This is a genomic window from Bradyrhizobium sp. SZCCT0148, from assembly GCF_018129985.1.
In the GTDB taxonomy this organism is placed as follows: domain Bacteria; phylum Pseudomonadota; class Alphaproteobacteria; order Rhizobiales; family Xanthobacteraceae; genus Bradyrhizobium; species Bradyrhizobium japonicum_H.
Map to the genome: position 1 here is coordinate 70714 of NZ_JAFCKT010000008.1, position 22440 is coordinate 93153.

General features: G+C 64.9%; 17 protein-coding genes. 7 read left to right on the plus strand and 10 right to left on the minus strand.

Going from position 1 to position 22440, the window contains the following annotated elements; all coding sequences use genetic code 11:
* Positions 1-28: 28 nt before the first annotated feature.
* Positions 29-1822, minus strand: coding sequence for a tetratricopeptide repeat protein (locus JQ580_RS22840; RefSeq protein ID WP_212282455.1), 1794 nt, complete (start codon positions 1820-1822; stop codon positions 29-31).
* 296 nt (positions 1823-2118) lie between these two features.
* Entirely contained in the window at positions 2119-3780 is a 1662-nt protein-coding gene (locus JQ580_RS22845; RefSeq protein ID WP_212282456.1) for an electron transfer flavoprotein-ubiquinone oxidoreductase, read from the minus strand.
* A 137-nt stretch (positions 3781-3917) separates the two neighbouring features.
* On the opposite strand from JQ580_RS22845, the gene JQ580_RS22850 reads away from it, so the two are divergent.
* Positions 3918-4733, plus strand: coding sequence for a uracil-DNA glycosylase (locus JQ580_RS22850; RefSeq protein ID WP_212282457.1), 816 nt, complete (start codon positions 3918-3920; stop codon positions 4731-4733).
* Between the two features lie 121 nt (positions 4734-4854).
* Here JQ580_RS22850 and JQ580_RS22855 read toward each other — a convergent pair whose 3' ends face one another.
* From JQ580_RS22855 to JQ580_RS22870, 4 genes are all read right to left on the minus strand, one after another.
* A complete protein-coding gene (locus JQ580_RS22855) occupies positions 4855-6363 on the minus strand; it encodes a glycosyltransferase family 39 protein (RefSeq protein ID WP_212282458.1) in 1509 nt (502 codons plus the stop codon).
* 255 nt (positions 6364-6618) lie between these two features.
* A complete protein-coding gene (locus tag JQ580_RS22860) occupies positions 6619-7479 on the minus strand; it encodes a ribonuclease HII (protein WP_212282459.1) in 861 nt (286 codons plus the stop codon).
* A gap of 73 nt (positions 7480-7552) precedes the next feature.
* Positions 7553-8008, minus strand: a complete 456-nt coding sequence (locus JQ580_RS22865; RefSeq protein ID WP_212282460.1) for a VOC family protein — start codon at positions 8006-8008, stop codon at positions 7553-7555.
* 22 nt (positions 8009-8030) lie between these two features.
* A complete protein-coding gene (locus JQ580_RS22870; protein WP_212282461.1) occupies positions 8031-9197 on the minus strand; it encodes a PA0069 family radical SAM protein in 1167 nt (388 codons plus the stop codon).
* 212 nt (positions 9198-9409) lie between these two features.
* On the opposite strand from JQ580_RS22870, the gene JQ580_RS22875 reads away from it, so the two are divergent.
* Both JQ580_RS22875 and JQ580_RS22880 read left to right on the plus strand, forming a co-directional pair.
* Complete coding sequence (locus JQ580_RS22875) at positions 9410-11824, plus strand: phosphoketolase family protein (RefSeq protein WP_212282462.1); 2415 nt, start codon at positions 9410-9412, stop codon at positions 11822-11824.
* A 2-nt stretch (positions 11825-11826) separates the two neighbouring features.
* Positions 11827-13011, plus strand: coding sequence for an acetate/propionate family kinase (locus JQ580_RS22880; RefSeq protein ID WP_212282463.1), 1185 nt, complete (start codon positions 11827-11829; stop codon positions 13009-13011).
* Between the two features lie 133 nt (positions 13012-13144).
* On the opposite strand, the gene JQ580_RS22885 is transcribed toward JQ580_RS22880, so the two are convergent.
* A complete protein-coding gene (locus JQ580_RS22885) occupies positions 13145-13984 on the minus strand; it encodes an RMD1 family protein (RefSeq protein ID WP_212282464.1) in 840 nt (279 codons plus the stop codon).
* A gap of 323 nt (positions 13985-14307) precedes the next feature.
* Between JQ580_RS22885 and JQ580_RS22890 the strand changes: the two genes are divergently transcribed.
* On the plus strand, positions 14308-14883 hold the full coding sequence (locus JQ580_RS22890; RefSeq protein ID WP_212282465.1) for a glycosyltransferase family protein: 576 nt from the start codon (positions 14308-14310) through the stop codon (positions 14881-14883).
* Between the two features lie 62 nt (positions 14884-14945).
* Positions 14946-15905, plus strand: a complete 960-nt coding sequence (locus tag JQ580_RS22895; protein ID WP_212282466.1) for a bifunctional helix-turn-helix transcriptional regulator/GNAT family N-acetyltransferase — start codon at positions 14946-14948, stop codon at positions 15903-15905.
* Between the two features lie 209 nt (positions 15906-16114).
* On the opposite strand, the gene moaB is transcribed toward JQ580_RS22895, so the two are convergent.
* A complete protein-coding gene (gene moaB / locus JQ580_RS22900) occupies positions 16115-16678 on the minus strand; it encodes a molybdenum cofactor biosynthesis protein B (RefSeq protein WP_212282467.1) in 564 nt (187 codons plus the stop codon).
* Positions 16679-16830: 152 nt separating this feature from the next.
* Positions 16831-17766 (minus strand): KPN_02809 family neutral zinc metallopeptidase, encoded by a 936-nt coding sequence (ypfJ, locus tag JQ580_RS22905; RefSeq protein WP_212282468.1) that lies wholly within the window; start codon positions 17764-17766, stop codon positions 16831-16833.
* Between the two features lie 413 nt (positions 17767-18179).
* Here ypfJ and JQ580_RS22910 point away from each other — a divergent pair, with 413 nt between their 5' ends.
* Together JQ580_RS22910 and JQ580_RS22915 are read left to right on the plus strand one after the other, a co-directional pair.
* The gene (locus tag JQ580_RS22910) at positions 18180-19310 is read left to right on the plus strand and encodes a site-specific DNA-methyltransferase (protein ID WP_283813972.1); all 1131 of its coding nucleotides are present in this window, start codon (positions 18180-18182) and stop codon (positions 19308-19310) included.
* Positions 19311-19608: 298 nt separating this feature from the next.
* Positions 19609-20295 carry a glutathione S-transferase family protein gene (locus tag JQ580_RS22915; protein WP_212282469.1) on the plus strand — a complete coding sequence of 229 codons (687 nt, stop codon included), beginning with the start codon at positions 19609-19611 and terminating at the stop codon, positions 20293-20295.
* A 59-nt stretch (positions 20296-20354) separates the two neighbouring features.
* Here the strand turns inward: JQ580_RS22915 and JQ580_RS22920 are convergent, their stop codons facing one another.
* Positions 20355-22364, minus strand: a complete 2010-nt coding sequence (locus tag JQ580_RS22920) for a methyl-accepting chemotaxis protein (RefSeq protein WP_212282470.1) — start codon at positions 22362-22364, stop codon at positions 20355-20357.
* Positions 22365-22440: the final 76 nt, after the last annotated feature.

The window sequence follows — 22440 nt, forward strand, 5'->3', positions numbered from 1 at the left end:
GGCGATCAGCCCCCAGAACTCACTCAGATCAGCCGCCCTTGCCGTCGTCTTTCTTCTTGTCCGCCTGTGCAGCCGAAGGGTTCGAATCCTCGGTGAGACCGTTGGCGATCTTGGCTTCGATCTTCGGCAACTCCTCCGGCTCGGGCTTGAGATCGCGAGCGTGCGCCCACTGGAATTTGGCTTCCAACGTGCGGCCGACCCGCCAATAGGCATCGCCGAGATGGTCGTTGATGGTCGGATCCTCGGGCTTGAGGTCGATGGCGCGCTCGAGGTTCTTCACCGCTTCTTCGTAGTTGCCGATGCGATAATAGGCCCAGCCGAGCGAGTCGACGATGTAGCCGTCGTCGGGACGCTGCTCGACGGCGCGCTTGATCATCTTCATGCCTTCGTCGAGGTTGATCCCCTGGTCGATCCAGGAATAGCCGAGATAGTTGAGGACGTGCGGCTGGTCGGGCTGCAGTTCGAGCGCCTTCTTCATGTCGGCCTCGGCCTTGGCCCACTGCTTGGAGCGCTCCTCGCAGATACCACGATAGTAGTACCAGACGCTGTTGGCCTTATCGTTGCCCGGTGTCAGCGCGTCGATGCCTTGCGAATAGGTCGCGCCGCAGTCGCCGAACTTCTTGCGGCCGCGCTCGATATTGCCGAGCGCCATGATCGCTTCGAGGTCCTTGGCATCCTCCGATGTAACGCCCTTGAGGATCTTGATCGCCTCCTCGGTGCGGTCGGCGGAATCCAGATCGATGGCAAGCTGGATCTGCGCGTTGCGCTTGAGCGGCGAGCTCGCCGGCACGCGCTCGTAGACCTTGATCGCCATCTGCGGCCGCTTCACCGACTCGTAGAGATCGGCGAGCGAGAGCAGCGCCAGCGGATGGGTCGGCTGGAGGTAAAGCGAGAGCTGGAGATAGACCAGTGCCAAGTCCTCGCCGCCGCGACGGGTCAGCGTGGCGCCGATGCCGTAGAGCGCTTCAGCGGCGCCGGCCTGAGCGGAATCGACCAGCGGCGGCATTTTCTTGCCGGCCTTGGTCTCGCGCAGGCCTTCCTGGATCAGCGGATGGCGCGCGAGCTTCTTGTCGAACGCCTGGTAGACGGTGGTGGCGGCGGCCGAATCCTTGTTGCGCGACAGCCAGCGCGCATAGGCCTCGGTCACGCGCAGCATGGAATCGTCGAGCTTGTAGGCGCGCTCGAAACGGGTGCCGGCGTCCTTCTCCTTGCCCGCGAGTTCGAGGATCATGCCGGCGTGAAGGTCCTTGAACAGCGGGTACCATTCGGGACCTGCCAGCTTGTCGATGGTGGCGACACCACCCTTGGCGTCGCCCGCGCCATAGGCGGCCCAACCCGACAGCAGCGTTGCGACGAGATCGGTGATCGGACCGCGGATCGACTGGTTGATGTTGGTCTGCGCGGCCGCGTATTTCTTCACCTTGAGATCATGCACACCGACCACGAGACGCGCGACGCGATTGGTCTTGTCGATGGTGAGGATGCGCTCGGCGAGCTTGACCGCTTCGTCGATGTCGCCGTCGGCGACCGAGGAGATGAACGCGCGGTCGAGCAGCTCGTTGTTCTTGGGATCCGTGCGCAGCGCCGAACGGTAGAAGGCGGCGGCGGAAGCCGCGTCGCGCTCGACGCTGGCGTGGCGGGCGGCGAGATAGCTGCCGGCGGTGGTGAGCGACTTCAGATCATTTCGGGTCGGAAATTGCGCCGCCGTGTCGGACGGATGATCCGGCGTCTGCGCCAGGACCCTGCCCGGGACGGTCGCGAGCGCTGTGCCCATGAGGGCGATGGCGGCAACAGTCCAGCGGTTGAAACGATTTGAAAACATCAGGGCTCGCCTTGAGTTGGTAGTGCCTGGGTTTGCAGCAGAGGGCCGTATCGCATGCGAACGCGCCCGGTGGCATCGCGACCCGGAACCGTCGGGCCGACAATGCCGCTTTTGGCGCTCCGCCGCAAGGATTCGGGCCGGACGATCCCCTCCGCACGCCTTAAATCGGCCAAGAGCTGTCCCAAGACGCTGCCAGTATGGCCTTATCGTGGCCGCGACCGGTGGCCGCAGCCCGGTCCTCACGCGAACGTGCGTCGGATCACGCTCGCGATCAGATCCGCTTGCTTGGCCGGCTCTTACATCGCCTCATAGTTCGGGCCGCCGCCGCCCTCGGGAGGAACCCAGGTGATGTTACCGTTGGGATCCTTCACGTCGCAGGTTTTGCAGTGGACGCAATTCTGGGCGTTGATCTGGAAGCGCGGGCCGGTGCCCTCCTCGACCCATTCGTAGACGCCGGCCGGGCAATAGCGATTCGAAGGACCGGCATACACGTCGTGCTCGGAGGTCTTCTGCAGGTTCATGTCGGTGACCTTGAGATGGACCGGCTGGTCCTCCTCATGGTTGGTGTTGGACATGAACACCGAGGACAGCTTGTCGAACGAAATCTTGCCGTCCGGCTTCGGGTAGTTCTTGGGCGCGTGGCTCTTGGCCGGATCGAGCGTGGCGCGATCGGGCTTGGCGTGCGCCTGGGTGCCGAACAGCGAGCCGCCGAACAATGTGTTGCACCACATGTCGATGCCGCCCAGCGCAACGCCCAGCACCGTGCCGAACTTCGACCACAGCGGCTTGACGTTGCGGACCAGGAACAGATCCTTGCCGACCGACGACGAGCGCCACGCATTCTCGTATTCGACCAGTTCATCATTGGCGCGATTGGCCGCGAGCGCCGCCGCGGCATGTTCGGCCGCGAGCATGCCGGTGCCCATCGCATTGTGCACGCCCTTGATGCGCGGCACGTTGACGAAGCCAGCCGCGCAGCCGATCAGCGCGCCGCCGGGGAAGCTCAGCCTCGGCACCGACTGATAGCCGCCTTCGGTGATGGCGCGCGCGCCATAGGCCAGGCGCTTGGCGCCTTCAAAGGTGCCGCGGATCGAAGGATGGGTTTTGAAACGCTGGAACTCGTCGAACGGCGACAGATAGGGATCGTCGTAGTTCAGATGCACGACGAACCCGACAGCCACGAGATTGTCGTCGTAATGATAGAGGAACGAGCCGCCTCCGGTCTTCAGATCGAGCGGCCAGCCGAAGGAATGCTGGATCATGCCCTTCTGGTGCTTGGCGGGATCGATCTGCCAGACTTCCTTGAGGCCGATGCCGAACTTCGGCGGCTCGCTCTTGGAGTCCAATGCGAACTTGGCGATGAGCTGCTTGGTCAGGCTGCCGCGAGCGCCTTCGGCGAACAGCGTGTACTTGCCGAGCAACTCCATGCCCCGGGTGAAGGAGTCCTTCGGCTTGCCGTCCCGGCCGATGCCCATGTCGCCCGTGGCAATGCCCTTGACGTTGCCGGCGTCATCATAGAGCACCTCGGCCGCAGCAAAGCCCGGATAGATTTCGACGCCGAGCGCTTCGGCCTTGCGCGCCAGCCAGCGGCAGACATTGCCGAGCGAGCCGATGTAGCAATGATGATTGTCCATCAGCGGCGGCATCATGAAGCCCGGCAGCTTGATCGCGCCGCCGGCCGTCATCCAATAGAAGCGATCGTCCTTCACCTGGGTTTTCAGCGGGCAGTCGGCATCCTCGCGCCAGTCGGGCACGAGCTTGTCGAGCCCGGCAGGATCGATCACCGCGCCGGAGAGAATGTGCGCACCGACCTCGGAGCCCTTCTCCACCACGACGACGTTGAGATCGGCATTGAGCTGCTTCAGCCGGATCGCGGCCGACAGGCCGGAGGGACCGGCGCCGACGATGACGACGTCGAATTCCATGGATTCGCGCGGGGGAAGTTCTTCGATGCTCATCTGATCTCAGCCCTTGAGACGGTTCCTTGGTCGTTTGCGCCCCCTTGTTTCCGATTTTTCCGGGTAGGACAACAGCGGAAATGCGTTCCGCTGGGATGCAAGGCAGCCTAAGATGAACTAATAGTCTAACTTCCCAAATGATCCCCGAGCCCGCACCCACCGTCCGAGAGCTTCTTGCCTTCTATCTGGAGGCCGGGGTTGATTGCGCGCTCGCGGAGGAACCGATCGACCGCCTGGCGGAATTGGACGCCCCGCCGCCGGCTCCGCGCGTGGCGCCTCCGGTCGAAGCGCCCCGCCCTGTCGCCGCCCCCGCGCCCCTGCGCGGCGAGGCCGCACCGGCCCCCGACATCGCGATCGCCTCCGCCCGCGAGGCCGCGCGCACGGCGCCGACCTTGGAAGCGCTGCGCGAACTGCTGCAAAGCTTCGAGGGCTGCGCGCTGAAGCACACCGCGACGCGGCTGGTGTTCGCCGACGGCAATCCGCAGGCGCGCATCATGTTCGTCGGCGAAGCGCCGGGCCGCGACGAAGACATCGAGGGACTGCCCTTCGTCGGACGCAGCGGCAAGCTGCTCGATCTGATGATGGGAGCCATCGGCCTCAACCGCAGCACGGCCTACATCGCCAACGTGATTCCCTGGCGGCCGCCCGGCAACCGCACGCCGACGCCACAGGAGACGCAGATCTGCCTGCCCTTCATCCAGCGCCAGATCGAGCTGGTGAATCCCGACGTGCTGGTGACGCTCGGCAATCCCTCGACGCAGACGCTGCTGTCGACGCGCGAGGGCATCATGCGCACGCGCGGGCGCTGGTTCGACTACGACGCCGGCGGGCGCACCATCCGCGCGCTGCCGACGTTCCATCCAGCCTATCTGTTGCGCTCGCCGTCGTACAAACGACTGGCCTGGCAGGATCTGCGCGCGATCGCCAAGGTGCTGGCGCAAGGCGCGGCATAGCACCATGGGTGGCGTCATTCCGGGGCTCGCGAAGCGAGAGCCCGGAATTCATTCATCCACCAACTCTGCTGTTCGTTGGAATTCCGGGCTCGCGCCTGACGGCGCGCCCCGGAATGACGAGCTACGTCCCCTTCGGCCGCACGATGGCCCAGCCGACGCGCAGCAGCTGCTGGCGACCGGTCACCAGCCATTCGAAGGCGCGCGGCACTTCCGGCACGATGCCGGGAAAGCGCTTGAGGATGTCCGGCGGGGGCGTGCCGGCAGTATCGGAGGCGCGCCAGACCACGACGCCGCCTGTCTCGGCAAATTTCGTCTGGTTCATCCACGGCGTGCGCGCGGGGTCGGCATCGATGAAGAGATGCGGCCGGCCGGAATGCAGCGTGATCAGGCTGGCCAGCTGCGTCTCGCCGGCGACCGCGCGCAGGCGATGGTTCGTGCGACGGGCAAAGCTCTCGTCGAAGAAATCCGAGATCGCGCGCGCGGGCATCGAGGTCGCGATTTCGCCGGTGCCGGTCCAGGGCATCAACAGCACGGCGAGCACGACGCCCACGGCCGGCGCGACGACGGCGGCAGCCCACACCATGCGCAGCATGCGCGCGCGGCGCATCGCAATGAGGTCGCCGGCCGCGACGACCACGGCAAGCCCGGACAGGACCAGCAAGACACCGGCTCCGCCGACGACGGAGTCGAGCCCGAGCAGGCCGGAGATCAGCAGCGCGCCCAGCGCAGGCGCCAGCGCGAAGAAATAGACGAAGTTGCGCGCGAGCGGTTCGACCGGCGGCCGATAGATGATCGGCGGCTCCTCGCCCTTGCTGGCGAACAGGCCGGAGTTGAGGAAGGTCAGCGCGGGAATCGCGGCGGCACCGAGCACCAGGCCGGCGAGCAGCCAGGCCGCATGCAGAGCCCGGGCCTGCAGCTCCGCGACTTGCGGCAGGGCCGGCATCACCAGCGTCTCGGCGCGTATCAGCCAGACCGCATAGGGCAGCGCCAGCACCGCGACGACGATCAGCGCGAACAACGGATCGAGCGCGCACAGCGTCCGGCGGCCGCCGGCGGTTGACACCGCAAAAATGACGAGCAGCAGCAGCAGGAAAATGGCCGCGGGCGTCGTCAACAGCAACAGGCCGGCCTCGATCGACCAGGCGAACCAGGCATTACCGCGACGCTGGCCGATGATCTGCCAGGAGTGAAGCAGCAGCAGCGCCCAGAGCGGCCGGGCCAGGACGAGGGGGCCGAAGTCGAGCGCCGAGGAGGAGAAGGCGAGCACCGTCATCGTCAAGAGCACGGCGAGTACCGCCTGCTGCGAGCCGACCACGGCACGGGACAGGTAGTAGAGCGTGATGAAGGTCGCGATCTCGCAGAGCTCGGCCAGCACATAGACGCCGAACATGTGGCCACCGGCGGCGCGATAGGCGATGTCGGCGAGCCAGACCGGTAAGGGTGGGCCGAGATCGGTGCCGACCTGGTATTCGCGTCCGAAAGCCAGCAGCGTCGCGAGGCTGCCGGGCGGGCTGCGGTAGAACACCAGCGCGACGAACAGCCACATCCCGGCCTGTAGCAGCACGGCGATCCAGACGATCAGCCGCGGCCGGGCGCGAATGAGCTCGATGACCAGGGAGGTAAACCGCATGCAACGCCCGAAAGATGCAGCCAACCCGTCAGCCGGCCCTATTCGCTCACGACTGTTTTGATAGAGGGCGTTGCGCGTCGTGGCAACTTTGGTCTCCTCCCTGTCCCCGATCTTACGGGGAGCCACAGAGGCACGCACGACAGATCGTCATGGCCGGGCTTGACCCGGCCATCTACGTCTTTCTCTCGGCTCCACAAGACGTGGATGCCCGGGACAAGCCCGGGCATGACCATGTCGAAGCAGTCGTACTAGACCCTAAAGCCCTGCGGATGCGTCGACCTCGACGCTCGCTTCCACCTGCATCTGGACCGCGGTGCCCCCAAACAAATCCTGCACCGGCTCGACCGTCCACGGCATGTGCTTGGCACGCGCCGCCGCGACCGGAGCGAAGAAGCGGCGGTGGTGGACGGTGGGGCCAAGGCGGTTCAGCGCATCGAGGTGCTCGGGGACGCCGTAGCCCTTGTGCTGCTCGAAGCCGTAGCCCGGGCAGTCCTGTGCCAGCGCGCACATCAAGCGGTCGCGCGTGACCTTGGCGACGATGGAGGCCGCGGCGATCGACAGCACGATGCCGTCGCCGCCGATCACGGCTTCGCAGTCGCAAGGCGTGTCGAGCCGGTCGCGGCCGTCGACGAAGACGTGCCTCGGCGCCTCCGGCAGAGCCACGACCGCGCGCTTCAGCGCCCAGAGCGAGGCCCGCAAAATGTTGTCGCGATCGATCCGCGAGGGCGATGCGACGGCGACCGAGACCTGGGCCGTGGCGCAGATTTTGTCGAACAGTCTTTCGCGCTCCTCCGCGGTCAGACGCTTGGAATCGTCGATGCCGCGCGGGATCCGGTCGGGGTCGAGAATCACTGCCGCAGCCACCACGGGCCCGGCGAGCGGCCCGCGGCCGGCTTCGTCGCAGCCGGCGACCGGCCAGACGCCGCGCTTGATCAGCGCGCGCTCGCGGCGGAAGCTCGGGGAAGCGATCGCGATGATACCTTTCTTGCCCGCGCTCTTGCCGGCCGACACTTTGGGCGCAGGCGCTTTGCCGGCCCTGGCGGGTGCTGCTTTCTTCGCAGCGTCCTTGTTTGGCGCGTCTTTGGCCGGTGTCTTGGCGGTCTTGTCCCGAATCATGGCCGCGATCGTGCGCAAGCGGTCCGGCCGGCGCAACCGGGAACCCCTCGCAATTCCCGCAATTCAGCCTGCCCTACTCCGCCAGATGGACACGCCGGTCGTTGCCGACCTCGATACCGGGTGCAACGACGACCTCCCAGGGATGGCCATCGGGGTCGGTGAAATAACCGGAATAACCGCCGTAATCGGTCTCGTGCGCGGCCTTTGCCAGTTTCGCCCCCTTGCTGAGGGCGAAGGCCAGCACGGCATCCACCTCTTCAAGCGTGGCGCAGTTCCAGGCGAGCGTCATACCCCGGAAGGCCACCGTCCTTGGACCGTCCGGCAGCTGGGCGTCGGCCGCAAGCTGATCCCAAGGATACAGCGCCAGCACCGGACCGCCGGTATCGTAGAACGCCACCGCCTCGCCGGTCGCCTTCAGCCGGCGTGAAAAGCCGAGGGCATCGTAAAACGCAATGCTGGCGCGGATATCGCTGACGCCGAGCGTGATGACGGTCAGCCGCGGCACCGGGCCCTGCAATGGCCTGCTCATGCGACGCCTCTTCCACTTCCGCTCAGAACAGGCTGAGCTGGTCGCCGTGCCGCTTCGGCCGGGCAAAATGATCGGTGGTCAGCTTGGAGCGCCGCTTGTTGAGACCGAGCCGTTCGCAAGCGATCTCGAAGCGGCGGCCGATGGTCCAGGCCATCGGTCCGGTGCCCTTCATCCGCTCACCCCATTTCGCGTCGTAGTCGCGCCCGCCGCGCATGTCGCGGATCAGCGTGAAGACGTGGCGGTAGCGGTCCGGATAGTTCGCCATCAGCCATTCGCGGAAGAGATCACGCACCTCCAGCGGCAGCCGCAGCAGCACATAGGAGGCTTCCTTGACGCCGGCATGAGCGGCGGCATCGAGGATGCGCTCGATCTCTGAATCGTTCAGCGCGGGAATCACGGGCGCGACCATCACGGTGGTCGGGATGCCGGCCTCCGAGAGCTGCATCAGCGCTTCCAGCCGCTTCGGCGGCGTCGAGGCCCGCGGCTCCATCGTGCGCGCCAGCTTCGGATCGAGCGAGGTGACCGAGATCGCGACCTTGGCGAGGTTGCGCTTGGCCATGCGCGCGAGAATGTCGATGTCTCGCACCACCAGCGCCGATTTGGTCACGATGCCGACGGGATGGCCGGCACGCTCGAGAACCTCGAGGATGCCGCGCATGATCTTGCGCTCGCGCTCGATCGGTTGATAGGGATCGGTGTTGGTGCCGATCGCGATCATCCGCGGCTCATAGCCGGTCGCGGCGAGCTCTTTCTCGAGCAGCGCCGGCGCGTCGGGCTTGACGAACAGTTTTGACTCGAAGTCGAGCCCCGGAGACAGGCCGAGGTAGGCATGGGTCGGCCGCGCAAAACAATAAACACAACCGTGCTCGCAGCCGCGATAGGGATTGATCGAACGGTCGAATCCGATATCGGGGCTGTCGTTGCGGGTGATCACCTTGCGTGAGGTGTCGACCCCGACGCTGGTCTTGAACGGCGGCAGCTCTTCCAGGCTGTGCCAGCCGTCGTCGAAGGCGACGCGGGCTTCGGCCTCATAGCGGCCGCTGGCATTGGACTGCGCGCCCCGCCCTCGCCTGCGCGCGCGGTCGATGGCAACGCCCAGTTCTGGAAAGTCAGAGTCCACACCCGCCGGCTCGGAGGGCGCCTTGACCGGCGGGTGCTTGAGAGCATGAGAGGATGCTGCTGGACTCATGAAGCCAAGATAGCATGGCATCGGAACAAATCAAGAACACAAACAAAAAATGGGAAAACAACCCCATGCACAGTAGCCGCCCAAATTTCGGGCTCGGCCAGTTGACCTCACGCAACATGCCCGTCGCAATGATCTCGTTTGATGGCGGCCAGGGATCAATCGTCTCGGACCAATGTTGGTGACGATCGCCGGGGGTGAAGGTCAGCAGGAACATGACAAATCAAAAACAATCGGCCGCAGCTAGCAGCAACCTCGACCTCCTCGATCGCTACTGGCGCGCCGCGAACTACCTCTCCGTCGGGCAAATCTATTTGCTCGACAATCCGCTGCTGCGCGAGCCCTTGCGCGCCGAGCACATCAAGCCGCGCTTGCTTGGCCATTGGGGCACAACACCGGGCCTGAACTTCATCTACGCCCATCTCAACCGCGTCATCCGCGCACTCGATCTCAGCATGCTCTATGTCTGCGGCCCCGGCCATGGCGGGCCGGGCATGGTCGCCAACACCTATCTGGAAGGCAGTTACAGTGAGATCTATCCCGACATCTCGCGCGATACGGACGGATTGCGCAAGCTGTTCAGACAGTTCTCCTTCCCCGGCGGCATTCCGAGCCACGCAGCGCCGGAAACGCCGGGCTCGATCCACGAGGGCGGTGAGCTCGGCTACGCGCTGGTGCATGCCTATGGCGCGGCGCTGGACAATCCCGATTTGATCGTCGCCTGCGTCGTCGGCGACGGCGAGGCCGAGACCGGCCCGCTGGCTGCGTCCTGGCACTCCAACAAGTTCCTCAACCCCGCCCATGACGGCGCAGTGCTGCCGATCCTGCATCTCAACGGCTACAAGATCGCCAATCCAACCGTGCTCGGGCGGATGCCCGACAGCGAAATCCGCGATCTGTTCCGCGGGTTGGGCCACGAGCCGCTTTTCGTCGAGGGCGACGATCCCAAATTGATGCACCAGGCGATGGCCGATGCCCTCGATGTCGCACTCGCCAGCATCCGCTCGATTCAGCAGCACGCCCGAGACGGCCGCAACAACGTCGCGCGGCCGCGCTGGCCGATGATCGTGTTGCGCAGCCCGAAAGGCTGGACCGGCCCGAAGGAAGTCGACGGCAAGAAGGTCGAGGGTTTTTGGCGCGCGCATCAGGTTCCCGTTGCGGGCTGCCGCGAAAATCCGGCGCATCTCAAAATTCTCGAAGACTGGATGCGCAGCTACGAGCCCGAAAGGCTGTTCGACGAGAGCGGCGCGCTCATTCCAGAACTTCAGGCACTCGCGCCCCAAGGTGTCAGGCGCATGGGCGCCAATCCGCACGCCAATGGCGGGCTGCTGAAGAAGGAGCTGAAGCTGCCGGACTTCCGCAGCTTCGCCATCGAGGTTCATCAGCCCGGCGGCACTATTGGGGAAGCGACGCGCGAGCTCGGCAAATTCCTGCGCGACGTCATTCGCCTCAACGCAAAGGAGCGCAACTTCCGCATCGTGGGCCCTGACGAAACCGCGTCAAACCGGCTGGATGCGGTGTTCGATGAGACCGAGCGGGTCTGGATGGAACCCATCGAGTGTTACGATGTCCATCTGGCGCAAGACGGCCGTGTCATGGAAGTCTTGAGCGAGCATCTCTGCCAGGGCTGGCTCGAAGGCTACCTGCTCACCGGCCGCCACGGTTTCTTCTCCTGCTACGAGGCCTTCATCCACATCGTGGATTCCATGTTCAACCAGCACGCCAAATGGCTGAAGGTGACGCGGCACCTGCCGTGGCGACGGCCGATCGCCTCGCTCAATTATTTGCTGACCTCTCATGTCTGGCGCCAGGACCACAACGGCTTCAGCCATCAGGATCCGGGCTTCGTCGATCTCGTCGCCAACAAGAAGGCCGATATCGTCCGTATCTACTTCCCGCCGGATGCCAACACCCTGCTGTGGATCGCCGACCACTGCCTGCGCACCTATGACCGCATCAACGTCATCGTCGCCGGCAAGCAGCCGGCGCCGCAATGGTTGTCGATTCAGGACGCGGCCACCCACTGCGATGCCGGCATCGGCATCTGGACTTGGGCCGGAACGGAGGATGGGAAGGGCGAGCCCGACGTGGTGATGGCCTGCGCTGGCGACGTACCGACGCTTGAAACGCTCGCCGCCGTCGACCTGTTGAGGAAGGCGCTGCCGGAGCTGAAGATCCGCGTCGTCAACATCGTCGATCTCATGACCCTGCAGCCGAAAGACCAACATCCTCACGGGCTCTCGGATCGCGACTTCGACAACCTGTTCACGACGGACAAGCCCGTCATCTTTGCCTATCACGGCTATCCGCACCTGATCCACCGGTTGACCTACAACCGCACCAACCACTCCGGCATGCATGTGCGCGGCTTCATCGAGGAAGGCACCACGACGACGCCGTTCGACATGGTCGTGCTCAACGAGCTCGACCGCTACCATCTCGCGATCGAGGCGATCGAACGCGTGCCGGGTCTTGCGACCAAGGCCGCGCAGGTGAAGCAGCAGTTCCGCGACAAGCTGATCGCGCATTCACACTATGTGCGCGAATACGGGGAGGACATGCCCGAGATCCGCGACTGGGTCTGGCCCAACAGCTCCGGCGGGGATACCCCGACCGAGGCCGGCGACTAGCCATGCCGGACATGGTCCTCGTCCTCAACGCGGGCTCGTCGAGCATCAAGTTCGGCCTGTTCGACGTCGCGGCGGCCGAGCCCAGCCTGCTCTGCAAGGGCCTGCTCGACGAGCACGAGGCAAAACCCCGGCTCGTGGTGAGGAGCCCGACAGGCGAAGATCTGTTCGAGACACGGAGAGAGGCGCCGGATGCGGATGGCGGCCATCTGTTTGCCGATGTGCTCGCCTTCATCCAGGAGCGTTACGGCGGACACCGTCTGCAAGCCGTCGGGCATCGCATCGTTCACGGTGGGCCGGACTACTTGGGCCCGGTCGCACTGACCGAGGACGTCATCGCGAAGCTGGCGGCATTGACGCCGCTGGCTCCTCTGCACCAGCCGCGCTGCCTCGCGCCAATTCACGCACTCGCGGCGCTTCGACCTGGGCTGACGCAGATCGCGTGCTTCGATACCGCGTTCCACCACGGTCTGACGCCGCCCGCGAGTCGCTTCGCCATGCCCAGGCGCTTCGAGGAACGCGGCGTCCGACGCTACGGATTTCACGGCCTCTCCTTCGAATATGTCGCAGGCCGCCTCGCCGGGATTGCGCCGGAGCTCGCCGCCAAGCGCGTCGTCATCGCGCATCTCGGCAACGGCGCCAGCCTGTGCGCGTTGCGCAACGGAAGCAGCGTCGACACCACCATGGGACTGACGCCGCTCGACGGCCTCGTGATGGGCACACGCTGCGGCACGATCGATCCCGGCGTGCTGCTCTATCTGCAACAGCACGAGAAGATGTCGCTCGAAGATATCCAGCACCTGCTCTATCACGAGTCCGGCCTGCTCGGCGTCTCGGGCATCTCCGCGGACATGCGCGCGCTGCTCGCGAGCAACGAGATTGCGGCACGAGAGGCGGTCGATCTCTTCACGTTCCGCGCGGCGCAGCAGGTCGCGATGATGGCGACGACGCTTGGTGGACTCGACTGTCTGGTTTTCACCGGCGGCATCGGGGAGCATGCCAAGGAAATCCGCAGCGCAATCAGCGAGCGTCTTGACTGGATGGGCGTACGCATCGATGCCGCGGCGAATGACGAAGCGCGCGAGCGGATCAGCGGCGACGACAGTGCGGTGGAGGTGTTCGCCATTCCGACGAACGAGGAGCTGACGATCGCGCGCCACTGCAGATCGGTGCTGCGAACGACAGCTTGATATCGTAGGTACAAAGGCTCGCCAAGCGCCGCGCCCACAGTCTCTCTCCGTCGCAACGGGTCGCACTCTTCGCTTTGCCCAACCTACGTCACTCGCGGAGCTGCGAGGCACAACCCTGCGCCGAAAAAAGCGCTCAATGAGATCCGGTCAAAATCTGAAAACACCCGATCGCGACCTCGATCACGATCAGAACCACCACCGCGATTTCGAGGCGGAGCGAGCGCTGGGTGTCGATGATGTCGGTCAGCGCATTCGCGGTCTCCGACACGGCGGTGAGTTTGCGCTCGAGCGTGTCGAGACGCTCTTTGAGCTCGTACTCGTCCTCGAGGCGCGAATAGAGCCGGTCGAGCTCGGGCTTCTCCCAGAGCACGTCAGGCTTCTCCGCGATCGCGACGCGGCCGGCGACGCGCTGTTGCACCAGCAGTGCATTGCCGATCAGTTGCAGGATGGCCTTGCGACGGCGCGGCGTGCGGCCGTGCTCGGCGAGTTCGCGCGCAAACGGCTCGATCACGTCGAAGACCGCGGCGACGCGGCGCTCGTCGCGCGCCAGCGACGTACTCTTGGCGAGCGCATCCGCAACCAGCAACAGCCGGTCGTCGGAGAATTTGGCGAGACAGATCGGCCCGCCCGGCTGGATCGCCTCAGTGTTTTCATCCTTGCAGAGCTGTGCCTGCGCGATCTCTTCCTCATAGGGGCTGAGCTCGCCGATCACCCGCGGCTTCAGCGTGTCGATCAGCACTTTCTCCTCGGACGGAAGCAGACCGATCAGCACCACCACGCCGTAGCGGAAGACTACGGCAAGACCGGCATGGACGCGGAAGGCGGCGGGCGACGACGAGACCAGCGTGCCGATCTCGAGGCCCGAGGCGTTGATGCGGTCGCCCAGCATCAACGCGCGGATTCGCAAGGTCGGCGCAGCCTCCGGCTTCGGGGACGTCGACGCCGCGCCAATCGCAAGTTGATCGGCGTTCACAGGAGGCCTCCGTGAGGACCAAAGTCACACATTTGCAGTTCAAACCTTTCTTGCCGGGCGCACCCTCCTTGCCGGAGAAAACAATCCACGCCGCGCAACGTCACCGTGAAGCTGCCGGCTAACACTCTCCAGACGAGCTTGTGCCGAAACAATCGGCAATATTACCAACCCGCGCGTGACACATTTGGCTGCGATGACTGGCTGAAGTTTACCATCGCACGCCGGGGCGCCGCCGGAAAGTTGCACTCGGCAACGCCAAGTGTTTATGACAACATCATAGCAAGCTACGCTTCTCCCGAAGTGCGGACATTGAAGCCTCAATCATGCTGAGCGTCATCATTCCGACCGAAGGCGTCGAGCAGACCGCGGTGGCGACGTTGGCCGCGCTGGTCCCCGGGGCCGCCGCCGGGATCATCCGGGAGGTGCTTCTGGTCGACGGCACCCGCAACGGCGTCATCGAGCGGGTTGCCGACGTCGCAGGCTGCCGTTTCGTCGGCTTCGAGGGATCCTCGCAAGGCGCCGCGCTCGCGGCCGGCGCCCTTCAGGCCCGCTCGCCATGGCTGATGTTCCTGCCTGCGGGCGCTGTGCTCGAAACCGGCTGGATCGAGGAAACCACCCAATTCATCCAGGCCGTCGCGAATAGCGGACGCGACCGTGCGGCGGTGTTCCGCTATGCGCGCTCGCCTTACGCCGATACCGGATTGCGCGACATCGTCCGGGCCGTGGTGCGCGGGCTGATCGGGCCTTTTGGCGATCAGGGTCTTTTGATTGCGCGTGATCATTACGACCGCATCGGCGGCTACCCGCCGCAGGCCCGCCACTCCGAGGCGCGGCTGCTGCGGCGGCTCGGCCGCTCCTCCCGGACCATGCTGCGAAGCCGGATCGTCATGGTCGCCTGAACCATCTCATACTTGCCAAAGTCAAACAATTAATTGACAATGGCAAATATCGAGGTGCCCTCATGCCATCAAGCCCTTCCGCATCAGCCAAGGCGACCGAACAGGTCGCCGACGACCGCGTCGCAGCGGTCCGCGCCTTCAACCGCTTTTATACCCGCAAGCTCGGTGTGCTCGACCAGCATCTGGGAAAGAGCCCGTTTTCGCTCAGCGAGGCCCGCGTGCTCTATGAACTCGCGCATCGCGACGAGCTGGCGGCGAAACAGATCGGAAACGAGCTTGGCCTCGACCCCGGTTATCTCAGCCGCATCGTGCAAGGTTTCGAGGAAAAAGGGCTGATCACGCGAAAGCCCCTGCCCGCAGACCGCAGGCAATACCAGCTCAACCTCACCGCCAAGGGCCGCCAGACCTACGCCAAGCTGAACCTGAGCTCGCAAAACGAGGTCGCCGCAATGCTGGCTCAGCTTTCGGCCGAGGATGCAACGCGGCTGACGCAGGCGATGGCGACCATCGAGGCCGTGCTGGAGCAACGTCGAACCCAGCCCGCAGCTGTCATGCTGCGCAGCCATCGCGTCGGCGACATGGGCTGGGTCATCTCCAAGCAGGCCGCCGCCTATGCCGCGGACTACAATTGGGACATCAGTTACGAGGCGCTGGTCGCCGAGATCTGCGCGCAGTTCATCAAGAACTACGACTCCGCGCGCGAACACTGCTGGATCGCGGAAGTGGGTGGCGAGCCGGTCGGTTCGGTCTTCCTGGTCAAGGCCACCAACGAAATCGCCAAGCTACGCCTGCTGCAGGTGGAGAAGAAAGCGCGGGGCCTTGGTGTCGGCCGGGCCCTGGTCGAACGATGTATCCAGGGCGCCCGCGAGCGGGGCTACAGCAGGATGACGCTGTGGACGCAGAGCATCCTGGTTGCCGCACGCGGCATCTATCAAAGTGCCGGCTTCAAGCTCGTCGCCACCGAGCCGCATCACAGCTTTGGGCAGGATCTGATCGGCGAGACCTGGGAGCGTGATCTCTGATCTCGCTGCGAACGCGATGCGCATGAATGCGCCCTTTGGAGGAAGAGGGCAGCTCCGCTGGTAGACAGACGCTCACTTGGATGAACGGGATGTCTTCGCGCATTTTGTACCGAGACACACCCCTCATCCGGCGCTTCGCGCCACTATCTTCCACATCCGCCTTCGCCAAGGCTTCGGCGGACACGAGGGGAGAAGCGAAGTCAGCGCACTCACGCCGTCGCGCCCTGAGCCTTTGGTCGGCGCAGATGCTCATCCAGGCGCGGCATGATCTCGACGAAATTGCAGGGACGCGTGCGGTAGTCGAGCTGAGCGGCCAAAATACCGTCCCAGCCGTCGCGGCAGGCGCCGGGGGAGCCCGGGAAGCAGAAGATGTAGGTCGCGCCCGCGACGCCGGCGGTGGCGCGGCTCTGGATCGTCGAGGTCCCGATCTTGGCGTGGCTCAGCATGTGGAAGGCGATCGAGAAGCCGTCCATTCGCTTTTCGAACAACGGCTCGATCGCCTCCGGTGTAACGTCGCGCCCGGTAAAGCCGGTGCCGCCGGTGGTGATGACGACGTCGATGCCACTATCTGCGATCCAGCGGCGAACAATGGCGCGGATCGCCTCCACATCGTCGGTGACGATCTCGCGCGCGGCGAGATGATGACCAGCCGCGGTGAGGCGGTCGGCAAGCGTCTGGCCCGACTTGTCGTCCGCGAGCGCGCGCGTGTCTGACACGGTGAGCACCGCGATGTTGAGCGGGATGAACTGCTTGGTTTCGTCGATGGAGGCCATTGCTCATTCCTCTCGTGTCCCGGACGCGCCGCAGCGTGAAACGCTGCTGCGCAGGGCCGGGAGCCACTTCCCAACTGACTGGGCCGGCAAGGTGTGCCCCGGCTCTGCAGCGCAAAGAGCGCTGCGCTGCGTCCGGAGCACGCGCATCTCCGCTACAGCGCCCCGGCGCCGAACGTATTGCAGGCCTGGACCGTGCCCTGCTGGTAGCCGGTCATGAACCATTGCTTGCGCTGCGCCGCCGAGCCGTGGGTGAAGGAGTCGGGCATGACCCGTCCCGTAGACTGACGCTGCAGCGTGTCGTCGCCGATCGCACTCGCCGTGGTCAGCGCGGCGTCGATGTCGCCGGGCTCGAGGAAGTTCGGGCGCTTCTTTGCCTCGCGATTGACCCAGACGCCGGAGAGGCAATCGGCCTGCAACTCGACCTTGACCTGGAGCGCGTTGGCCTCGGCCTTGCTGCCGGCCTGCTGCTGCAGCCGCGTCACGCGCGGGATGATGCCAAGCAGGTTCTGGATGTGATGGCCGGCTTCATGCGCGATGATGTAGGCGGTGGTGAAATTGCACGCCGACTTGCCGGAGCAGCCGCGAAAGCGCGTTTCGACCTCGCGGAAGAAGCCGGTGTCGAGGAAAATGGTGCGGTCCGGCGGACAATAGAACGGCCCCATCGCCGACTGCGCCATGCCGCAGCGGCCGCCATTGGTGGAGTTGCGGAACAGCACGATCTTCGGGCCGGTATAGGACTGGCCCGAGGCCTGGAAGATCTCGCTCCAGCGATCGTCGATCTCGCCGAGAATGCCCGATATCATGCTGCCCATCTCGTCCGTGGGCGCGCCGCGCTTGCCGGAGGAGGCCTGGCGGTCGGTCTGGTAGCTCGGGGCCTGGCCGCCGCCGGTGAGGATCTCGGCCCCGCCGATCAGGATGCGCGGATCGATGCCGAAGGCGTAGCCGACCAGGCCGAGGATGATGATCGTGCCGATGCCGAGCCCGCCGCCGCCCATGGGCAGGCCGAACCCGCCTCCGCCACCGCCGCCTCCACCATCATCGCGACGATCCTCGATGTCGTCGCTGCGGCGGAAATCATCGTAGCGCATGGCGGGCTTCCCTCAGTCCTCGATTGGCATCAATTGGGCGCATAGGCGCGAAAGCTCAACGCGCCACACACGTAAAATTTCCGTTGCTTTTATCAATATCTCGCTCGGCAATTATTGCCTAGTGCGACAGCCCGCCGATGCCAGCAATTTTTTCCCAGGGTCGAGCAATTTTTTCCGAGAGAAATTTGCAGCCTTTTTGGCGCCACGATCACTCCCGCACCCCGAACAAATGCAAAATCCCCTGTAAAAAACGGCGAATGCGCACGACGACATACACGCAGAACGCGACACGCGGCCTGCTCAACAAAACGGCGGGTTAAGTCGATTTTTACTTTGCCGCTTCATTGTAACGGTCAGTCGGTTGTTTGGTCCCGCGTCGCCGACAGCGTCGCCTGAGTCAGAGTTCTTGAGTCATGGTAGAGTCGCGTCGCGGGGCGTCTGCAAGGGCGCCCCGCACAAATTTTGAGTCTCCGTCGCATCGCATCATCCTCGGTGATTGCGTCGCCGAGATGTCGAAGCTTCAGGCAGGTAGCGTCGATCTGGTGTTCGCAGATCCACCCTACAATCTCCAGCTCAAGGGCGATCTCAAGCGCCCCGACGAGTCCCACGTCGACGCCGTCGACGACGACTGGGACAAGTTCGATTCATTCTCCGCCTATGACGATTTCACCCGCGCCTGGCTGCTGGCCGCGCGCCGCGCGATGAAGCCGTCGGCGACGATCTGGGTGATCGGCTCCTACCACAACATCTTCCGCGTCGGCGCGATCATGCAGGATCTCGGCTTCTGGCTCCTGAACGACATCGTCTGGCGCAAGTCGAACCCGATGCCGAATTTCCGCGGCCGCCGCTTCACCAACGCGCACGAGACCATGATCTGGGCCGCGCGCGACGAAAAAGCCAAGGGCTACACGTTCAACTACGAAGCGTTGAAGGCCGCGAACGAGGACGTGCAGGCACGGTCCGACTGGCTGATCCCGCTCTGCACCGGCGAGGAGCGCCTCAAGGGTGCCGACGGCAAGAAGGTGCATCCGACGCAAAAGCCGGAAGGCTTGCTCGCCCGCGTGCTGCTGTCCTCATCGAAGCCCGGCGACCTCGTGATCGATCCATTCAACGGCACCGGCACCACCGGCGCCGTCGCCAAGCGCCTCGGCCGCTCCTATATCGGCTTCGAGCGCGACAAGACTTATGCCAAGGCGGCCGAAGCCCGCATTGCCGCGGTCGAGCCGCTGCCGGAGGCGAGCCTCGCCCCGTTCATGACCGCGCGCGAAGCGCCGCGGGTCGCGTTCTCCGAACTGATCGAGCGCGGCATGATCATGCCCGGCACGAAGCTGTTCGACGCCAAGAAGAAGCTCGGCGCGCTGGTTCGTGCCGATGGCGCCATCATGTTCGGCGACAAGGTCGGCTCGATTCACCGCATCGGCGCAGTGGCGCAGGGCGCGCAGGCCTGCAACGGCTGGACCTTTTGGCACGTCGAGACCAAGAAGGGCCTCAAGCTGATCGACGAGCTGCGCGCCGAAATCCGCGCCGGCATGGCGGCGGGGTAGCTCACCCGTCCCCCGTCATTCCGGGGCTCGCGAAGCGAGAGCCCGGAATTCACCCAACCACAGCATGTGCGGCCCAATGGATTCGGACTCGCGCCAGGAGGCGCGCCCCGGAGTGACCATGGTGGTCGTTTGGCGCGCCAGAATGGCGGCGATCGGCCGTTGTTACGCCGGCTGATCTGCGTGGCGCGCAGATACAGCCCGGCAAACTCGCCGCTTGCTCTCGCGACGGGTTCAGGCAAGAGAGGCATTGCGGCAACCGTGCTGCCCTCGCACCTCGTAACAAACACTGGGGAGATCGATGCTCAAATTCTATTTCAACGGCTCGCCGAACCCGACCAAGGTCGCGCTTTTCCTGGAGGAGGCCGGCCTGCCCTTCGAGCCCGTGAAGATCGACACCCGCAAGGGCGAGCAGTTCACGCCCGACTATCTGAAGGTCAATCCGAACGGCAAGGTGCCGGCGATCGACGATGGCGGCACCATCGTGTTCGACTCGAACGCCATCCTGCTCTATCTCGCCGAGAAGACCGGCAAGTTCCTGCCCGCCGCCAACGTGCGCGGCGAGACGCTGTCCTGGCTGATGTTCATCGCCACCGGCGTCGGGCCCTATTCAGGTCAGGCGGTTCACTTCAAGCACTTTGCTCCGAAGGACCAGAACCACGACTACGCCCATAACCGCTACCAGTACGAGACCGATCGCCACTACAAGATCCTGGACGCTCACCTCGAAGGCCGCCGCTACATGGTCGGCGACAGCTATTCGATCGTCGACATGGCGCTGTGGGGTTGGGCGCGGATGCTGCCGTTCAAGCTCGGCGATGACGCCTTCGCGCGCTACCCGAACGTGAAGCGGCTGGTGGACGAGATCTCGGCACGCCCGGCGGCGGCGCGTGCGATCGCGCTGAAGGACAAATTCACCTTCAAGGCGGAGATGGACGACGAGGCGCGCGCCAACATGTTCAAGCATATGGCGACCAAGGTCGCCTGATCACGCCGCCCCGCTCTTCGAAGGCCACGCGCATGCGCGTGGCCTTTTGCGTTTGTGACTCAGGCAGCGTGGACCGAGTTCAGGAACTTGGCCACTTCCTGCTTCAGCCGGTTGCTGTCGGCCGACAGCGACCGCGCTGCCGACAACACCTGCGACGAAGCCGATCCGGTTTCGGAGGCGCCGCGCTGCACGTCGCCGATGTTGGACGACACCCTCTGCGTGCCATGAGCCGCCTGCTGGACGTTGCGGGAAATCTCCTGCGTCGCCGCGCCCTGCTGCTCCACGGCGGCCGCGACGGTCGACGAGATCTCCGATAGCCGCTCGATAGTGCCGCTGATCTCCCTGATGGATCCGACCGATTCCTCCGTCGCGGCCTGGATGCTGGAAACCTGCTGGGCGATCTCACCGGTGGCCTTCGCGGTCTGCTCGGCGAGCGCCTTGACCTCGGAGGCGACCACGGCAAAGCCGCGACCAGCATCGCCCGCGCGCGCCGCCTCGATGGTGGCGTTCAGGGCCAGCAGATTGGTCTGGCCGGCGATCGTGCTGATCAGTTCGACCACGTCGCCGATCCGGGCGGCAGCCTTGGACAGCGCGCCGACGCGGTCATTCGTCCTGCTCGCCTGACCGACGGCCTCAACCGCGATACGGGCGGATTCCTGCACCTGACGGGCGATTTCGGACACCGAGGAGGAGAGCTCCTCGGTCGCTGAGGCCACCGCCTGCACATTGGCCGAAGCCTCCTGCGAGGCGCTGGCAACTTCCGTCGACAGGTCCTGGGCCCGCGAGGCGGTCGTGGTGAGAGTGCCGGCGGAGGCTTCAAGCTCGTTCGAGGCCGACGACACCGTGTTCACGATCTCGCCGACCGCCTGCTCGAACTGGTCGGCCAGCCTCGCCATGTCCTTCTTGCGGCTCTCGGCCTGCCGCGCCTCGACCTCGGACTGCTCGGCGCGCATGCGTTCGGTCTCGATCATGTTGTCCTTGAACACCTGGATCGCCTTGGCCATGTCGCCGATCTCGTCAGCCTTGCCACGACCGGGGATCTCGACCGCGAGATTGCCGCCGGCGATCATCCCCATGGCGCGCGTCATCGAGGTGAGAGGACCGACGATGCTGCGGGCGATCAGGAAGGCGACGATGCCGCCGAACAGGATGGCGAGGCCGCCGGCGACCTCCTGAATGGTCGTCGTGCCGGCGATCACGGCTTCGGCTTCATTTCGCGAGCCCTGGTAGTCCTTCTTCAGGGTCGTTTCCGCGGCCTTGAGCCTGCCGATGCTGCTGACGATGAGGGGCGCGAGGTCCTTGTGGTAGAGTTCGTCCGCCTGAAGCATTGCGGCGGAGGTCGACTCGAACGCGGATTTGTAGATTCCGAGCGAGGTCTTGACGGGCGCCAGCGCGGATCGCAATTCCGTCGCCTGCGGGCTCTTTTCGAGAGCCGCGAGCCGTTGCGCCGCCCTGTCTACGCTCGCCCTGAAATTTGCCGGCCCCTGCGCGTCGCGCAGCGCCAGGAAGCGCCAGTTTGCAACCCGAACGAGGAGGACCCTGGATTCGAGGTCGGCGACGAGGGCCGCGGTGTCTTCGTCGACGGCTGCGCGCGCCGCATCGACCAGCTTGCCCATCTTGACGGCCAGTTCCTCACCGCTCGGCAGCAGGGTCGCCTTGCCCGTTCGCGCCTCGTTGACGGCGTCGCCGAGATTGTCACGCAAGCGTCGCATCTTGGCGATGTCGTCGATAAGACCGTTATAGAGCGCTCGCCGCTCCTCGGAGGCCGTTCCCTTCGCACCGACCCGCAACAGCTCGGTGGCGGCGTTTTCCCGCTCCAGCGCCTCTTTCATCGCGGGTTCGTCGGCATCATAAACGTATCGCAAATTGGCGCGCTGGATCGCCTGAAGATGGGTCGAAATCTCCAACACCCGCGCCGTGCTGTCCGAGAGCGCGGATTGTCTTGCAACCTGCTCCTGCACCGCCCGCAAATTCCAGACGGCAACCACCGCCATCACGAGACCAACCACCACCAAGGCCATGAAGCCTGCGTACAGGCGTCCCCTGATCCGCAAACGAAACTTCGGCATTCCCAATGTCCACCAAGATGCATTTCACTTCGAGCCGCCGGCCACAGTCACCAGCCACCCCGGCAGCCGCGCGTCG

Coding starts and splice junctions, on each gene's coding strand:
- ypfJ (WP_212282468.1), bottom strand. CDS start 17,766: ATGCGCTACGATGATTTCCGCCGCAGCGACGACATCGAGGATCGTCGC.
- JQ580_RS22860 (WP_212282459.1), bottom strand. CDS start 7,479: ATGATTCGGGACAAGACCGCCAAGACACCGGCCAAAGACGCGCCAAAC.
- JQ580_RS22845 (WP_212282456.1), bottom strand. CDS start 3,780: ATGAGCATCGAAGAACTTCCCCCGCGCGAATCCATGGAATTCGACGTC.
- JQ580_RS22915 (WP_212282469.1), top strand. CDS start 19,609: ATGCTCAAATTCTATTTCAACGGCTCGCCGAACCCGACCAAGGTCGCG.
- JQ580_RS22865 (WP_212282460.1), bottom strand. CDS start 8,008: ATGAGCAGGCCATTGCAGGGCCCGGTGCCGCGGCTGACCGTCATCACG.
- moaB (WP_212282467.1), bottom strand. CDS start 16,678: ATGGCCTCCATCGACGAAACCAAGCAGTTCATCCCGCTCAACATCGCG.
- JQ580_RS22920 (WP_212282470.1), bottom strand. CDS start 22,364: ATGCCGAAGTTTCGTTTGCGGATCAGGGGACGCCTGTACGCAGGCTTC.
- JQ580_RS22910 (WP_283813972.1), top strand. CDS start 18,180: ATGGTAGAGTCGCGTCGCGGGGCGTCTGCAAGGGCGCCCCGCACAAAT.
- JQ580_RS22875 (WP_212282462.1), top strand. CDS start 9,410: ATGACAAATCAAAAACAATCGGCCGCAGCTAGCAGCAACCTCGACCTC.
- JQ580_RS22895 (WP_212282466.1), top strand. CDS start 14,946: ATGCCATCAAGCCCTTCCGCATCAGCCAAGGCGACCGAACAGGTCGCC.
- JQ580_RS22840 (WP_212282455.1), bottom strand. CDS start 1,822: ATGTTTTCAAATCGTTTCAACCGCTGGACTGTTGCCGCCATCGCCCTC.
- JQ580_RS22855 (WP_212282458.1), bottom strand. CDS start 6,363: ATGCGGTTTACCTCCCTGGTCATCGAGCTCATTCGCGCCCGGCCGCGG.
- JQ580_RS22880 (WP_212282463.1), top strand. CDS start 11,827: ATGCCGGACATGGTCCTCGTCCTCAACGCGGGCTCGTCGAGCATCAAG.
- JQ580_RS22870 (WP_212282461.1), bottom strand. CDS start 9,197: ATGAGTCCAGCAGCATCCTCTCATGCTCTCAAGCACCCGCCGGTCAAG.
- JQ580_RS22850 (WP_212282457.1), top strand. CDS start 3,918: ATGATCCCCGAGCCCGCACCCACCGTCCGAGAGCTTCTTGCCTTCTAT.
- JQ580_RS22890 (WP_212282465.1), top strand. CDS start 14,308: ATGCTGAGCGTCATCATTCCGACCGAAGGCGTCGAGCAGACCGCGGTG.